16 protein-coding genes are annotated in these 15,303 nt (G+C 75.5%); 3 read left to right on the plus strand and 13 right to left on the minus strand.

Annotated elements, in window-relative coordinates; all coding sequences use genetic code 11:
• Nucleotides 1-113 precede the first annotated feature (113 nt).
• On the plus strand, nt 114-1,238 hold the full coding sequence (locus H488_RS26780; RefSeq protein ID WP_146200241.1) for an ADP-ribosylglycohydrolase family protein: 1,125 nt from the start codon (nt 114-116) through the stop codon (nt 1,236-1,238).
• Here H488_RS26780 and H488_RS26785 read toward each other — a convergent pair.
• The 8 genes from H488_RS26785 to clpS all read right to left on the minus strand — a co-directional run bounded on the left by H488_RS26785 (nt 1,207) and on the right by clpS (nt 7,101).
• Entirely contained in the window at nt 1,207-1,854 is a 648-nt protein-coding gene (locus tag H488_RS26785) for a 3'-5' exonuclease (RefSeq protein WP_020380579.1), read from the minus strand. The two genes, H488_RS26780 and H488_RS26785, sit on opposite strands and share 32 nt — an antisense overlap.
• Before the next feature lie 22 nt (nt 1,855-1,876).
• Nucleotides 1,877-2,749, minus strand: coding sequence for a phosphotransferase family protein (locus tag H488_RS26790; RefSeq protein ID WP_017833237.1), 873 nt, complete (start codon nt 2,747-2,749; stop codon nt 1,877-1,879).
• Nucleotides 2,750-2,776: 27 nt separating this feature from the next.
• Nucleotides 2,777-3,421, minus strand: a complete 645-nt coding sequence (rdgB, locus tag H488_RS26795) for an RdgB/HAM1 family non-canonical purine NTP pyrophosphatase (RefSeq protein ID WP_017833238.1) — start codon at nt 3,419-3,421, stop codon at nt 2,777-2,779.
• The gene (gene rph / locus H488_RS26800) at nt 3,414-4,199 is read right to left on the minus strand and encodes a ribonuclease PH (protein ID WP_017833239.1); all 786 of its coding nucleotides are present in this window, start codon (nt 4,197-4,199) and stop codon (nt 3,414-3,416) included. The genes rdgB and rph overlap by 8 nt, the downstream gene beginning before the upstream one ends.
• Before the next feature lie 56 nt (nt 4,200-4,255).
• Nucleotides 4,256-5,083, minus strand: a complete 828-nt coding sequence (locus tag H488_RS26805) for an MBL fold metallo-hydrolase (protein WP_017833240.1) — start codon at nt 5,081-5,083, stop codon at nt 4,256-4,258.
• Between the two features lie 59 nt (nt 5,084-5,142).
• Complete coding sequence (gene murI / locus H488_RS26810) at nt 5,143-6,087, minus strand: glutamate racemase (protein WP_017833241.1); 945 nt, start codon at nt 6,085-6,087, stop codon at nt 5,143-5,145.
• A gap of 115 nt (nt 6,088-6,202) precedes the next feature.
• A complete protein-coding gene (locus tag H488_RS26815) occupies nt 6,203-6,763 on the minus strand; it encodes a DUF2017 domain-containing protein (RefSeq protein WP_017833242.1) in 561 nt (186 codons plus the stop codon).
• Entirely contained in the window at nt 6,763-7,101 is a 339-nt protein-coding gene (clpS, locus tag H488_RS26820; protein ID WP_017833243.1) for an ATP-dependent Clp protease adapter ClpS, read from the minus strand. Before clpS ends, H488_RS26815 begins: the two co-directional genes overlap by 1 nt.
• A gap of 55 nt (nt 7,102-7,156) precedes the next feature.
• Between clpS and H488_RS26825 the strand changes: the two genes are divergently transcribed.
• Both H488_RS26825 and H488_RS26830 read left to right on the plus strand, forming a co-directional pair.
• Complete coding sequence (locus H488_RS26825; RefSeq protein ID WP_017833244.1) at nt 7,157-8,506, plus strand: nicotinate phosphoribosyltransferase; 1,350 nt, start codon at nt 7,157-7,159, stop codon at nt 8,504-8,506.
• Nucleotides 8,507-8,632: 126 nt separating this feature from the next.
• Nucleotides 8,633-9,244: an isochorismatase family protein gene (locus H488_RS26830; RefSeq protein WP_017833245.1), complete on the plus strand. Its 612-nt coding sequence runs from the start codon at nt 8,633-8,635 to the stop codon at nt 9,242-9,244.
• 55 nt (nt 9,245-9,299) lie between these two features.
• On the opposite strand, the gene H488_RS26835 is transcribed toward H488_RS26830, so the two are convergent.
• The 5 genes from H488_RS26835 to H488_RS26855 form a co-directional block, all read right to left on the minus strand.
• Nucleotides 9,300-11,102, minus strand: coding sequence for a DEAD/DEAH box helicase (locus H488_RS26835; protein WP_017833246.1), 1,803 nt, complete (start codon nt 11,100-11,102; stop codon nt 9,300-9,302).
• A 118-nt stretch (nt 11,103-11,220) separates the two neighbouring features.
• The gene (locus H488_RS26840; RefSeq protein ID WP_017833247.1) at nt 11,221-11,556 is read right to left on the minus strand and encodes a DUF3039 domain-containing protein; all 336 of its coding nucleotides are present in this window, start codon (nt 11,554-11,556) and stop codon (nt 11,221-11,223) included.
• A 57-nt stretch (nt 11,557-11,613) separates the two neighbouring features.
• Nucleotides 11,614-13,269 (minus strand): hypothetical protein, encoded by a 1,656-nt coding sequence (locus H488_RS26845; RefSeq protein ID WP_237740433.1) that lies wholly within the window; start codon nt 13,267-13,269, stop codon nt 11,614-11,616.
• Complete coding sequence (locus tag H488_RS26850; protein WP_017833249.1) at nt 13,251-14,108, minus strand: ABC transporter ATP-binding protein; 858 nt, start codon at nt 14,106-14,108, stop codon at nt 13,251-13,253. Before H488_RS26850 ends, H488_RS26845 begins: the two co-directional genes overlap by 19 nt.
• A gap of 156 nt (nt 14,109-14,264) precedes the next feature.
• Entirely contained in the window at nt 14,265-15,227 is a 963-nt protein-coding gene (locus tag H488_RS26855; RefSeq protein ID WP_017833250.1) for a tetratricopeptide repeat protein, read from the minus strand.
• Nucleotides 15,228-15,303 lie beyond the last annotated feature (76 nt).

A 15,303-nucleotide genomic window follows, 5' to 3' on the forward strand; every position in this document is an offset into this window, starting at 1 on the left:
CGGTGGGGGTGCCGTGCCGGCGGGGCGCCGGGCGCCCGTGCCATGCAACCACAGTGACCTGAAGGGCGGTTGAACCGCCCCGGGCCGTGTCGGCCGCCGACTACACTGACCGCATGCCCGCACCCCTGCTCTCGCCCGTCGCCGGCCTCGACCCCGCCTGGCCCGAGTACGCCGACTCCGTGCGCGCGGCCCTGCTGGGCGGAGCCCTCGGGGACGCGCTGGGCGGCCGCGCGAGCTCCGGTCCGCGCTCCCGCTCCGCGGCGGCCGGCGCGGACGCCCCCGCCGACGCCGAAGGCAGCGCGGTGCTGCGGATCTCCGACGCCACCCAGCTGACCCTCTACACCCTGGACGCCCTGCAGGAGGTCGTCGAGTGGGCGAACCAGGGCCACGGCGCCGACGAGACCGCGTGCCTGTGGCTGGCCTACCTGCGCTGGCTGGGGACCCAGGGCGAGCGCCACCCGGCCGAGGCGCCGCGGCCCCTGCCCCGCCCGATCGACGAGCACGAGGTCCTGCACGCCGTGCGGGAGCCGGACGGAACGGTGCTGGCGGCCCTCCGCTCCGGCCGGATGGGCGAGGTCGAGCGCCCCCTGCAGCCGGAGGCCAAGGGCGCCGGACCGGTGCTGCGCTCCTCGCCGTTCGGTCTGCTCCCCCACGTCGGCTGGCGCACGCTCGCGCCCCTGGCCATCAACGGCGCCGCCCTGACCCACGGGCACCCCGAGGCGCAGACCGCGGCGGCCGTCCAGGGCTTCGTGGTCCACGCCGCCGTGCGGGCCCGCCGGGAGGGCCTGCCGCGGCCGGTCGCCGCCGCCGTGGCCGCCGCCCGCGAGACCGCCGGGAACCTCACGCGCCCGGTGGCCGAGACCCTCGCCCGGCTCGAGGACGCCGTGCGCGCCGCCATGCGGGAGGACCCCGACCCCGCGGCGCTCGACCGGCTGCTCGGCGAGGGCGGGGCCGCCCCGGAGACCCTCGCGGGCGGCCTCGGCGCGGCCCTGCGCGCGGAGGCCGAGGCCCCGGGCGCCGGGGACCCGCAGGCCGTGTTCCGCCGCGCGGTGGAGCTGGCCACCGCCGGCACCGGCCACCCGGCCGCGGCGGGGGCGATCGCCGGCGCCGTGACGGGCGCGGCCCTCGGGACGGCCGCGCTGCCGCCGGAGTGGCGCACCCGGCTGGACGCCGGGGACGTGGTGTCGGAGACGGCCGAGCGCTGGCTCAGGGAAGTGGGGGCGCCGCCAGCCGCTTGACGTTCAGTCCCGCGCCGGCGAGCAGCTCCCGGACGGTGCCCGCACCGGCCCGGTGGACCAGGTCCACCACGATCCCCGCGCAGGCCCGGGCGTCCTCGAGGGCGTCGTGGTGGCGGCGCAGCGGCACCCCGGCGGCCTCGGCCGCCCGGGGCAGCGCGTAGGACGGCAGGTCGTAGCCGCGCCGGGCCAGCGCCAGGCTGCACGCGTACGCCAGCGGGGCGTGCCGCGTGTCCGTCTCCGCGCACGCGGCGCGGATCACGCCCATGTCGAAGGCCGCGTTGTGCGCCACCACGAGCTCGTCGGGGTCCTCGGCCAGGATCCAGTCCTCGATCCGCGGCCACAGCTCGGCGAAGCCGGGGTGGCCCGCCACCGTGTGCTCGGTGATCCCGTGGATGCGCGTGTTCCCGGGGTCGAAGTCCGCGCGGGTGCGCGGCGGGCGCATGTAGGCGGAGCGCTCCGCCACCACCCGTCCGCCGCGGACCCGCACGAGGCCCACGGCGCACGGCGAGCCGATGAAGCGGTTCGCGGTCTCGAAGTCGATGGCGGTGAAGGAGAGGGACGACGGATCCGCGGCGGGCCGGTCGGTGGTCGTGTCGGGGGAAGCGGGACGAGGCACCGGAACAGCCTACTGCGCCCGCTCAGGCGGAGACACCGCGCAGGTTGGTCTCGATCCAGTCGTCGGCCCGGGCGATGGACTGGTTGACCTGGGCGGTGTCGAGGTCGTGGTGCAGCGCGTAGGCGACCGCCTGCAGCGGGAACGTGCGCGCGTGCAGCCGGGCCCGCTCGTAGACGGTCTCCGAGACGGCGGCGCGCAGGGTGTCCCAGCCGTACCACAGCCCGAGGGACGCGGCGTCGTGCGCGGGGTCGGACAGGCAGGCGTGGTCCCAGTCGATGATGCCCGTGAGCTCGTCCCCGTCCCCGTCCCACAGCATGTTGTGCCCCATGAGGTCCCCGTGCACCAGGGTCGGTGCCACGGTCGGCAGCGCCGCGAGCTCGGCGACGGCCCGCCGCGCGGCCTCCTGGTTGCGGGGCAGCAGCCGCGGGATGACCTCGTCGAGCAGCACGTGCCGCCGCCGGTGGCCGCCCCAGTGCTGGCCGGGACGATCGAGGTACCGTGCGAAGCCCGAGGTGTCGACCTCGGCCAGCTCGGTCAGCACCCGGTGCAGCACGGCCGGGTCGCCGTGCCCGGGCGGGTGCGGGTGCCCGGGCAGCCAGGTCAGACCCACCCCGGTGTAGCCGTGGGAGACCACCACTCCGGTGAGCGGCCGCGGGGTCGCGAACGAGAAGCGGGGCAGCCTCCGCAGCACCTCCGTGCGGCGCTGGACGTGCTCGCAGACCGTGGCGTTCTTGGCGATCCGCACGGAGATCACGTGACCCACGTTCACCACCACGTGGGCGGACCCGCCGGCGTGGACCTCCCACTGGCCGGGGTCGGCGCTCATGCCGGCTTCACGCAGCACGGCCTCGACGGCGCCGGCGAACGGCAGGTGGTGGAGCTGCGACCAGGGCATGGTCAACTTCCTCGGTTCGGGCGTGGGTCAGTCGGGGACGGCGGCGGGGTCGAGGGCGGTCAGCAGGTGCGGGAGCAGGGCCCGCATCGCGCGCCCGCGGTGGCTGATGGCGTTCTTCTCCGCGCGCGTGAGCTCGGCGCAGGTCCGGTCGGACCCGTCGGGGCGCAGCACGGGGTCGTAGCCGAAGCCGCCGTCCCCCACGGGCTCCCGCAGCAGGGCGCCGCGCAGCGTCCCGGTCTCCACGTGCTCGCGGCCGTCAGGGGTGACGAGCGCGGCGGCGCACACGAACTGCGCGCCGCGGTGGACGTCGGGGACGTCGGAGAGCTGGGCGAGCAGCAGCCGCAGGTTCGCGGCGTCGTCGCCGTGCCGGCCGGACCAGCGCGCGGAGAAGATCCCGGGGGCCCCGCCCAGCACGTCGACGGCCAGGCCGGAGTCGTCGGCCACGGCGATCAGCCCGGTCGCGGCGGCGGCGGCGCGGGCCTTGAGCAGGGCGTTGGCCTCGAAGGTGGTGCCGTCCTCGACGACGTCGGGGGCCCCGGCCGCGGCGGCGTCCACGACCAGCCGCTCGACGTCGGCTCCGGGCAGCGCGGCCGCGAGCAGGTCCCGCAGCTCGGCGAGCTTGCCCCGGTTGTGCGTGGCGAGCACCACCCGGGCGCCGTGGTGGTCACCCATCGCCGGCCTCGCGCAGGGTCTCGACCTGGATCTGGGTGAGCTGGGCGCAGCCGGCCAGCGCGAGGTCGAGCAGGGCGTCCAGCTCGGTGCGGTCGAAGGGGGCGCCCTCGGCGGTGCCCTGCACCTCCACGAAGTCGCCGGACCCGGTGACCACCACGTTCATGTCGGTCTCGGCCCGCACGTCCTCGACGTACGGGAGGTCCAGCATCGGCACGCCGTCGATGATGCCCACGGACACGGCGGCCACCGTGTCGGTGAGCGGCTGCGCGCGGCGGGCGACGAGCCCCTCGGCCCGGGCCCACCCGATCGCCTCGGCGAGGGCCACGTAGGCGCCGGTGATGGCCGCGGTGCGGGTGCCGCCGTCGGCCTGGAGGACGTCGCAGTCGAGGACCACGGTGTTCTCGCCGAGGGCGGAGAGGTCGATGACCGAGCGCAGGGAGCGGCCGATGAGCCGGGAGATCTCGTGGGTGCGCCCGCCGATCTTGCCCTTCACGGACTCGCGGGCGGACCGGGTGGACGTGGCCCGCGGGAGCATCGCGTACTCGGCGGTCACCCAGCCGCGGCCCTCCCCCTTGAGCCAGCGCGGGACGCCCTCGGTCACGGACGCGGTGCACAGCACCCGGGTGCTGCCGAACTCGATGAGGGCGGAGCCCTCCGCCTGCTGGGACCAGCCGCGGGTGATCGTGATGGGTCGCAGCTCACCGGGCGAACGGCCGTCCGACCGGGTCACCCCCGAGGTCGAGAGGGCCGGTGCGGTCTGGTCGACGGGGGAATCCATGTGGTCCACCTTACCCCGCGGCACCGACCGCCCGGCCCGGCCGCCGGCGGCGGGGCTCACGGCCCGACGGCGGCCGCGGGACGGCCGCTCCCCCGCCGGACGATCCGGTAGGTGTAGGCGGGCTCGGCCACCCCGATGGGTCCCGCGAAGACCTCCTGCGCCTCCTCCACGGCCCGCGTCGGGGAGTTCCACACCGGCAGGTGCGTCAGCAGCAGCTGGCGGGCCCCGGCGTCCCGGGCGGCCTCCGCCGCGCGCCGGCCGGTCAGGTGGATGCCGCGCAGCGCGTCGTCGCGGCCCTCGTGGTAGGCGGCCTCGCACAGGAAGACGTCGGCGTCCCGCGCGGCGCGCACGAGCCCCTCGCACGCGTCGGTGTCCCCCGAGTAGGCCAGGGTGCTGGGGCCCATGACGCCGTCGTAGTCGATGCGCAGGGCGTAGGGCTCGGGGGTGGGGTGCTCCACCCGGAAGGGCGTGATCGCGAACGGCCCCACCCGCACGGGCTCCTCCGGGACCCAGGTGTGGAAGTCGAACTCCCCGTGCATCCCGGGCTCCGTGGGGAGCCCGTGGGTGCTGCTGAGGTACTCGTGGAGGCCGGTGGGCGCCCACAGCGGGATCGGGGGTCGGCCCCAGCCGCGCGGGTCCCACTTGATCGCCACGTGCAGCCCGGCCAGGTCGATGCAGTGGTCGGGGTGCAGGTGGCTGACGAGCACGGCGTCGATGTCGTGCAGGTCGATGTGACGCTGCAGCACCCCGAGGGCGCCGTTGCCCATGTCCAGCAGGATGCGCCAGGTCCGTCCCTCGGCGTCCTCACCGCTGACGAGGTAGCAGGAGGCCGGGGAGTTCGGCCCCGCGAAGGAGCCGGTGCATCCGATAATGGTGAGTTTCATGGGCGAGAGCCTTCCAGGAGGTGCCGGTGGGACGGCGGCCGCACCGGCCGCGGAGCTGCTCAGGGCGCGGACGGGCCCGCTCCCCCGATCATCTCCGGGGTGATCCGCGCGAGCGAGCCCGTGGGGTACTGCTCCGCCACGGAGCTGGTGTGCCGGACGCGGGCGACCTCCGGCCCCAGGAACCGCCGGGCGAGGACCTCGAAGGACGCGGCGTCCCCGGTGGCGAGGAACTCGTGCCGGGCGGGCCCGCCCGACACCCCCGGCTCGCGCTCGAGCCCGTGGCTGACGAGCGCCCGGTAGACGTCCTTGGCGGTCTCCTCCGCGCTGGAGACCAGCGTGACGGCGTCGCCCATGACGTAGGAGATCACGCCGGTGAGCAGGGGGTAGTGGGTGCAGCCCAGCACCAGCGTGTCCACGTCGGCCTCGCGCAGCGGGTCCAGGTAGGCCTGGGCCGTGGCCAGCAGGCCGGGCCCCGTGGTGACGCCCGCCTCCACGTAGTCGACGAACGCGGGGCAGGCCACCGAGTCGATCCGCAGGTGGGGGGCGGCGGCGAACGTGTCGTCGTAGGCGCGGGAACCGACCGTCGCCTCCGTGCCGATGACGCCGATCCGGCCGTTGCGGGTCGAGGCGACCGCCCGGCGCACCGCCGGCTGGATGACCTCGACCACCGGGATCCCGTAGACCCGGGTGTAGCGCTCCCGGGCGTCGCGCAGCACCGCCGCGGACGCCGTGTTGCAGGCGATCACGAGCAGCTTGACGCCGGAGTCGACGAGCTCGTCCATGATCCGCAGGGCGTGCGCCCGGACCTCGGCGATCGGCAGCGGCCCGTAGGGCCCGTGGGCGGTGTCCCCCACGTACACGATCTCCTCGTGGGGCAGCTGGTCGATGATGGCGCGGGCCACGGTGAGACCGCCCACCCCGGAGTCGAACACGCCGATGGGTGAACCGGGGTTGGGGCGCCGGGCGGCCCGGCCGCCGGCCCCGAAGACGTCGTCATCCTGCATATCGTCAAGAGCGTAGTCCCGGGCGTGCCGCCGTCCCAAACCGCGCCGCGGCCGTGCCGCCGTGAGCCGCGTCACCCCCGGCCGGGGCGGGGGCCGCCCGGGGTGTCGTGCCCGGTCAGTCCCGGGGCAGGTCGTGGAGGAGGGCCTCCATGAGGGTCTCCTGCAACCACGAGACGAAGTTGTACAGGAGCGACATGTACGTCTCGACGTCCTCGATCGCGGACCAGTCGTCGTAGCGACCCACGCGCTCGGCGTCGGCCTCGCTGCGGATCCCGAGCCGGTCCGCCAGCACCAGCCGCACGTCGTTGAGGGCCTGCCCGAAGGCCTGCGCCTGGGCGGGGTCCAGCCGCACGGGCTGGGCCTCCAGCGCGAGGGCCGCCTGCTGCAGCACGCCGCGCTTGGTCTCCCGCAGCCCCCGCTCCGTGTACCGGCGGAACTCGGCGGCGCGCTCGGGGTCCAGGCTCCCGTCGGGCAGCAGCCGCCGCAGCGCGGAGTCGTCGGGGACGGTGGCGTCCCCGGACACGCCGAGCATCCGCTCGAGCGAGTCCTCCGAGGCCGGCTGCTCGGGGGCGAGCGCCTGGGCGACGTCCGCGAACAGCTTCTGGAGCAGCTCCTTCTCGGGCTCCTCGAAGCGGGCGGTGATGCCCCGGCGGGTGGACCGGAAGCCCTGCGCCATCAGTGGCCCCCCGCCTGCTCGAAGGTGGCCCACAGTCCGAAGCCGTGCATCGCCGCGGTGTGGGTCTCGGCCTCCTCGAGGGAGCCGCTGGCCACCACGGAGCGCCCGTGGTGGTGGACCTCCAGCATCAGGGAGCGGGCCTTCTCCTCCGGGTAGCCGAAGTAGGAGCGGAACACGTAGGTGACGTAGCTCATCAGGTTGACGGGGTCGTCCCACACGACCACGTTCCACGGGGTCTCGGTCTCCGTGGCCACGGACGTCGCGCCGGTGGGCCGGGTGCCGGTCTCCGGGGTGGCGGTGGCCGCGGGGCGGGCGGCGGCGGGAGTAGCGCAGTGCATGGTCCGTCCATCGTAGCGAGTGCCGGAGGCGGGGCGCACCGGCGGCGTCGCTAGAGTGGTGCCCGTGAACCAGCGCAGCCACCGGTGGGCCCCGCCGCCCACGTCCCTGATGACCGACCACTACGAGCTGACCATGCTGCAGGCCGCCCTGCACGCCGGCACCGCGCAGCGGCGCAGCGTGTTCGAGGTCTTCGCCCGGCGGCTGCCCGCTGGGCGGCGCTACGGCGTGGTGGCGGGCACGGGGCGCCTCCTCGAGGGGCTCGGGAGCTTCCGCTTCGGCGACGAGCAGCTGCGCTTCCTGTCGGACACCGGCGTGGTCAACCGAGCCACCCTGGACTACCTCGCCGACTTCCGCTTCACCGGCTCGATCTCCGGCTACGCCGAGGGCGAGGCGTACTTCCCCTCGTCGCCGCTGCTCGTGGTCGAGGCCACCTTCGCCGAGGCGTGCGTGCTCGAGACGTACTTCCTGTCGGTGCTCAACTACGACAGCGCCGTGGCCTCGGCCGCCTCCCGCATGGTGGGTGCCGCGGCGGGGCGCCCGTGCATCGAGATGGGCTCCCGGCGCGCCCACGAGGAGGCCGCCGTCGCGGCCGCGCGGGCGGCGGTCATCGGCGGCTTCGACTCGACGTCGAACCTCGAGGCCGGGCACCGCTACGGGATCCGGACGGTCGGGACGGCCGCCCACTCCTTCACGCTCCTGCACGACACGGAGGAGGACGCCTTCCGCGCCCAGCTCCAGTCCATGGGCCGGGACACGACCCTGCTGGTCGACACCTACGACGTCGAGACCGCGGTGCGCAAGGCCGTGGAGCTCGCGGGTCCCGGTCTGGGCGGCGTGCGCCTGGACTCGGGCGACCTCGTGACCCAGGCCGCCTGGGTGCGCGGGCTCCTCGACGAGCTCGGCGACCCGGACACCCGCATCACCGTCACCTCGGACCTGGACGAGTACGCGATCGCGGCCCTGAACGCCGCGCCCGTCGACGCGTTCGGCGTGGGCACCCGAGTGGTCACCGGCTCCGGCGCGCCGACGTCGTCGATGGTCTACAAGCTGGTGGCCCGCGAGGACTCCTCCGGCGAGCTGCGGCCCGTGGCGAAGGCCGCGAAGGGCAAGGTGTCCGTGGGCGGGCGCAAGCACGCCCTGCGGCGCCGGGACGAGCGGGGCACGGCGACCCACGAGATGGTCGGCATCGGCCGGCTGCCCGACGACGACGGCGACGACCGGCCGCTGCTGGAGGACTTCGTCCGCCGCGGCGAGCTGCTGGACGGCTGGACGGGCCCGGAGGGGGTCCGCCGGGCCCGGGAGCGGCACGCGGCGTCCGTGGCGGAGCTGCCCCGCTCGGCCCGGCGGCTCAGCGAGGGCGACCCCGTGATCCCGACCGTCCTGGGGCCCGAGGCCCCGGCCTGAGCGCCCGTCCGGGCGGCGCGCGCCGGGCGGGATCCGCCCAGCGGCACCCGCCGGAGGAGCACCACCGGGCGAGAAGCACCGAGCGAGAGGCACGAGCGTGAAGCACCGAACAGAGGGAGGAACACCATGAGGACCGCACTGATCGTCGTCGACGTGCAGAACGACTTCTGCGAGGGCGGCTCGCTGCCCGTCGCCGGAGGCGCGGCGGTGGCCGCCGCCGTGTCGGAGCACCTGGAGGACCACCACGGGGACTACGCGGCCGTCGCGGCCACCCAGGACTGGCACGTCGACCCCGGGGCGCACTTCTCCGACGAGCCGGACTACGTGGACTCCTGGCCCGTGCACTGCGTCGCCGAGTCCCGCGGGGCCCACTCCCACCCGGACCTGGACACGGACTGGATCCAGGCGTGGTTCCGCAAGGGCGAGCACGACGCCGCCTACTCCGGCTTCGAGGGGCTGCTCGCCCCGGACGCGGACGTGCCGATGGGCGACGACGAGGACGTCGACGACGAGCCGGACGTGAGCCTCGACGACTGGCTGCGGGAGCACGAGATCGAGGCCGTGGACATCGTGGGCCTGGCGACCGACCACTGCGTGCGGGCGACCGCCCTGGACGCCGTCGAGGCCGGCTACGACACCCGGGTGCTGGTGGAGCTCACCGCGGGCGTCGCCGCGGAGTCCACAGAGCGCGCCCTGCGGGAGATGGCCGAGGCGGGGGTCGAGGTCGTCCGGTCCTGACCCGTGCCCGGCAGCGGACCGCCTCGTCCCGGGCGGTTCGCGTCCCGGGCGCGACTCACTTGCGCCCGATGAACCAGTCCTGCAGCTTCTTGACCCGCGCCTGGAGCTGCGCCTCGTTCGCCTGCGCCACCGCGGGTCCGCCGCACACCCGGCGCAGCTCGTTGTGGACCATGCCGTGCGGGGTGCCGGTGCGGGACGCCCAGGCCGAGACGTTCTTGGACAGGGTGGCGCGCAGCTCCTTGAGCCGCCGGTGGTCGGGCACCGCCGGCTGCTCCGGGGTGCGGGCGGCGCCGGGGCGCCGCCGGGCGTGCTGGGACTGCCGCTCCCGCAGCAGCGCCGAGACCTGGTCGGCCTCGAGCAGGCCCGGGATGCCGAGGAAGTCCGCCTCCTCCTCCGAGCCCACCGCCACGCCGCCGCCGAAGGCGCCGCCGTCGAAGAGGACCCCGTGGAAGGACGCGTCCGAGCCGATGGCCTCGAACCGGCCCTGGGCGAGGGCCGCGGACGCCTTCTCCTCCCGGTTGGCCTCCTCGAGCAGGTCGTCGTCCCAGCCCTCCTCGAGCGGGTCGGCCGGCAGGCCGGTCTCCTCCGCGGCGGGCTTGTCGAGGGCGTGGTCCCGCTCGGCCTCCATCTCGTTGGCGAGCTGCATCAGCGCCGGCACGGACGGCAGGAACACGGAGGCCGTCTCCCCGCGCTTGCGGGCGCGCACGAAGCGGCCGACCGCCTGGGCGAAGAACAGCGGCGTGGACGTGGACGTCGCGTAGACGCCCACGGCGAGCCGGGGGACGTCGACGCCCTCGGAGACCATCCGCACGGCCACCATCCAGCGGCTGTCCCCGACGGAGAACTCGTCGATCCGGTCTGAGGCGCCCTTGTCGTCGGAGAGGACCACGGTGGGGTTCTCTCCCGTGATCCGGCGCAGCTGCGCGGCGTAGGCCTTCGCGTCCTGGTGGTCGGTCGCGATGACCATCGCCCCGGCGTCCGGCACGGTGCGCCGCACCTCCGTGAGCCGCTGGTCCGCGGCCTGGAGCACCGACGGGATCCACTGCCCGTTCGGATCGAGCGCCGTGCGCCACGCGTGGGCGGTGATGTCCTTCGTGAAGCCCTCGCCGAGCTCCGCGGCCATCTCCTCCCCCGCGCTGGTGCGCCAGCGCATCTGTCCCGAGTAGGCGAGGAAGATCACGGGCCGGACCACGTGGTCCTTGAGCGCGTCGCCGTAGCCGTAGGTGTAGTCGGCGCTCGAGCGGCGGATGCCGTCCCCGTCCTCCAGGTAGCGCACGAACGGGATCGGCGCGGTGTCCGAGCGGAAGGGGGTGCCGGTCAGGGCGAGCCGGCGGGCGGCGGGGTCGAAGGCCTCCTGGAGCCCGTCGCCCCATGTGAGGGAGTCCCCGGCGTGGTGGATCTCGTCCATGATCACCAGGGTCCGGCCCGCCTCGGTGCGGGCCCGGTGCAGGAGCGGCTTCATGGCCACCTGCGAGTAGGTCACGGCGGCGCCCAGGTAGTCCCGGCCGTGGGAGCCGTCCGCGTTCTTGAAGTTCGGGTCGATCGCCAGGCCCACGCGGGCGGCGGCGTCCGCCCACTGCCGCTTGAGGTGGTCCGTGGGCGTCACCACCGTGATCCGGTTGACGGTCCCGCGGTCGAAGAGCTCCTTGGCCACGCGCAGCGCGAAGGTCGTCTTGCCGGCCCCGGGGGTCGCGACGGCCATGTAGTCCCGGGGCTGTGCCTCGAAGTAGCGCTGCAGCGCCTCCGCCTGCCAGGCGCGCAGCTTGGGGGCCGTGCCCCACGCGGCGCGGTCCGGATAGGCCGGGGGGAGGTCGGCGGCGGCTGCGCCGAACAAGGAGAGCTGGTCGTCCTGGGACACTCTGGCGACGTCCTTTCGCTCGTGGTGCCGCGGCCTGGTGGCCGCGGTGGATGACGGGGGCGCGGCGGGCCACGCAAAAGCGCCCGCCGGCGGCGGGCGCTTGCTCGGCCGGGGGTGCTCAGCCCTGGTCGTCGCCCTGGTCGTTCGGGGGGCGGAGTCCGTCGTAGATCTCCTTGCAGGTCGGGCACACCGGGAACCGCTGCGGGTCGCGGCCGGGGACCCAGACCTTGCCGCACAGGGCGATCACGGGCTCGCCGGAGAGGGCGGACTCCATGATCTTCTCCTTGCGCACGTAGTGCGCGAAGCGCTCGTGGTCGCCCGGCTCCTGGAGCTCTCTAGTCTCCTCGCGCTCGATCGTCGAGGTGCCCCCGGCCGGCTGCGCCGGATCGGCACTGTACGGGGTGTCGTCCGGGCCGTTCGTCGGGGTGCCGGTGGTCGCCGCTGAGACATGCATGGGCGCCAGTTTACCCCGTCCCCGCCGGCCCCCGTGCGCCGGGAGCGCCCGTCCCGCTCAGCGGAACTGGGCGACCTCCTGGAGCAGCTCGGGGGCCCGCCGGTCGTACCAGCGCCCGCCGAGGACGATCCCGCCCCAGCACAGCAGCGGGCCGAGCACCGCCCCGGCGGCCAGCCCCGCCCAGCCCCACACGGGGTCGCCGGTGAAGACCTGCACGAGGAGGGGGACGGCGGCCGGCAGCACGAGGACGAGGATCAGCCCCAGCGCCACGAACTGGACGAGGACGTTCAGGACGGTGAAGCCCTGCGGCGTCTTCAGCGGGGACGCGCCCGGCGGGGCCACGGGGTAGGTGTACCGGGCGGACATCACCGAGGACAGGCCCGCCCCGCCCAGCAGCGCCAGCAGCGCGGTGCCCGCGACCCCGGGCAGCAGCTGCCACCGGCCCTCGACCGCGAACGGCAGCAGCAGCCCGGCCGCCGTGAGCGGCACGGCGATCACGAGCAGCGCGAGCACCCGGCCCGCGCGGTCGTGGACGCCCCGCACACCGGTGAGGACGTGCAGGTGCAGGGCGGTGTTGTCGTAGGACACGTCGCCCGAGATCTGGTACGCGAGCAGCGCCGCGATCATCGGGCCCAGGGCGTAGAGGAGGACGCCGCCTCCCTCCGGGTCCCGGGAGAACCACATGAGCACGGCGAGGGCCGGGATGACGAGCAGACCGGCCGAGTAGCGGGGGTCCCTGACCCAGTAGACCAGGCACCGGGCCGCGACGGCCGCCCACGGGCGCCGGGGCGCGAGGTCGAGGAGCCCCGCGCCGGCGGCCCCCTCGCGCGGGGCCGCGGTCCGCCCGCCGGCCGTGGTGGTGAGGGCCCGCTCCTGCGCGACCCGCCAGACGAGGACGAGGACGACGACGGTCAGGACCGTGACGGCCAGCCGGGCGGCGGCGGAGCCCCACCGGCCGGCGGCGACGTCGGCCGGGACCGCCCAGACGGCTCCGACCGGTGTCCACGCGAGCACGCCGGCGTACTGCGGCAGCCGGTCCCACAGCCGCTCCAGCCCGCTCAGCAGGCCGGTGAGGATCGGGCCGAGCAGCACCAGGGCCACGAGCGCGGCCAGCGAGACCAGCTCCGTGAGGCGTCGGCGGCGGCCGAGACCGACGGCGAGGGCGGTGACGCAGCGGGATCCGGTGACCACGAGGGCCAGCGCGAGCGGCACGCACAGGAGGGCCGCGAGCAGCGCGGCCGCGGACGAGCGCCAGGAGCTCACCGTGGCGAGGAGCGCCACGACGGTGAGCGCACCCGGCACGCCGACGACCGCGCCGAGGGCCTGGCCCCACTGCACCTGGCCCACGGACAGGGGCAGGAGGGCGAGTCGGGCCGGGTCCAGCGTGGCGTCGGCCCGCGCCGCGAGGATGGGCAGCAGCCACCAGGCCAGCACGGCCGCCGACCCGGCCAGCACGAGGACGGTGCGCACCAGGGACAGGTCCTGACGGCCCAGCAGGAACAGCGCGACGACGGCCAGGCCCAGCAGGAACACGAAGTAGGCGGCGCCCAGCACGGTCCCCACGAGCACCCAGGTGCTGCGGGTGAGGGTGTTGACGAGGATCCTCGCCTTGAGGCCCACGAGGCGCCCGGCCAGGGCGGCGGTGCCCGCCCGGGCGGGGGCGAGGCCCTCCGGGGCCGGGGCGAGCTCCGGGCTCACTCCGGGCGCAGCCACGGCAGGCCCTCCCCCGTCTCCCGGCGCCCGCCGACCAGTTCGACGAACCGGTCCTCGAGCGTGGCCCCGGCCCGGACCGCGTCGACCGTCCCGGCGGCCAGCACCCGGCCGCGGTCCATCACGGCGACGTGGTCGCACATCCGCTGCACGAGGTCCATGACGTGGCTGGAGACGACCACGGTCCCGCCGGCGGACACGAAGCCGTGCAGGATCTCGCGGATGTTCGCCGCCGAGACGGGGTCGACCGACTCGAACGGCTCGTCGAGGACGAGCAGGCTCGGGGCGTGGATGAGGGCGCCGGCCAGCGCGATCTTCTTGGTCATGCCGGCGGAGTAGTCCTGGACCTGGGTCCCGGCGTCGGCCGTGAGGTCCATGGCCCGCAGCAGGTCGTCGGTGCGCTCGGCCACGACGTCCCGGTCCATGCCGCGCAGCAGGCCGGCGTAGGTGACGAGCTGGTGTCCGGTGAGCCGGTCGAACAGGTGCAGTCCGTCCGGCAGCACGCCCATGAGCTGCTTGGCCCGCCGGGGCTCGGCCCAGACGTCGACACCGGCCACGCGGGCGCTGCCCGCCGTGGGGCGGAGGAGTCCGGTCGCCATGGACAGCATCGTGGTCTTGCCGGCGCCGTTGCGTCCCACGAGGCCGAAGAAGGAGCCGCGGGGGACGTCGAGGTCCACGCGGTCCACGGCGACCTTGGCCTCGGGGGTGCCGGGGCGGCCGAAGACCCGGACGAGCCCGCGCACGCTCAGCGCCGGCGGCCCGCCGGACGGGGGCGCCGGGGTGTCCGGCGCGGGGGCACCGGTCCGTTCCGGGGCGGCCTGCGGGAGGTGCTGGTGGCTCATGCCCCCAGCGTAGGCAGGCGGGACTTTTCGAATTCGTTTTGGGCGCGCTGATNTCCGTCCTCTGAAAAGTGTTTCGAAAACGGAGGACGCGCCCCGCGCGCCGGCGGACGGTGGCCGTGCGGGCGGGGCGGTCAGGGGGGCGTCAGGGGCGGGGGCTCAGAACAGGGCGCGCATCAGGGCGCCCCGGGCGGTCACCGTGCGCGGGTCCTCGGCGCCCACCACGTCGAAGAGCTCGAGCAGGCGCAGCCGGACGGCGTCCCGCTCCTCCCCGGCGGTGCGCCGCACCAGGTCCAGCAGCCGGCGGAAGGCGTCCTCCACGTGGCCGCCCGAGACGTCGAGGTCGGCGACGGCCAGCTGCGCCGCCACGTCCTCCGGGGCGGCGGCGGCCTCGGCGCGGACCGTCGCGGCGTCCAGCGGCAGCACCCGCTGGAGCAGGTGCACCTGGGCGAGGGCGAGCTTCGCCTCCCGGTCCCCCGGGTTCTCGGCGATCGCCTTCCGGTAGGCGGCCTCGGCGGCGTCGACGTCCCCGGCCTCGAGGGCGTCCACGGCCTCCTGGTGCAGCGGGGGCAGGGGCTCCGGCTCGTCGTCGGGACGGACGGGCTCCACGGTGCCCGTGATCCCGTTCTGCTCGGCGAGCGCGAGCAGCTCGTCCAGCAGCTGGGTCACCTGCTCGGCCGGGACCGTGGAGTTGAACAGCGGGACGGGCCGCCCGCCGAGCAGCGCCACCACGGTGGGCACGGACTGCGCCTGGAACATCTGCGCGATCTCGGGGACCGCCTCGGCGTCCACGGAGGCCAGCAGGAGCCGTCCCCGGTAGCGGTCCACGACCTGCTCCAGGGTGTCGGTGAACGCCACGGACTGCTCGCTGAAGCGGGCCCAGAGGGCGAAGACCACGGGGACCCGGGTGGAGAGCTCGGCGACCTCCTGGAAGTCCGCCGCCGTCACCTCCCGGCGGTACCCGCCCGGCCGGCCCTCCCCCGCGGGCTGCCCGCCCGGCCCGGCGGCGGGCACGGCGCCCAGGTCCACCGCGCCCCGCACCGACGACGGGAGCGGGGCCTCCTGCGGCGGCGGAGCGGTCTCGGCGGTGCGGCGGGGCTGCTGGTGCTGGAACTCGTTCACGGGGCGTCTCCTGAGGGCTCGTCGACGGGCACGGCGGTCCGCTGGGCCGTCGGTGTCGGGGCGGGATCGGTGGTCC

The organism is Kocuria sp. UCD-OTCP (genome assembly GCF_000349605.1).
GTDB lineage: Bacteria > Actinomycetota > Actinomycetes > Actinomycetales > Micrococcaceae > Kocuria > Kocuria rosea.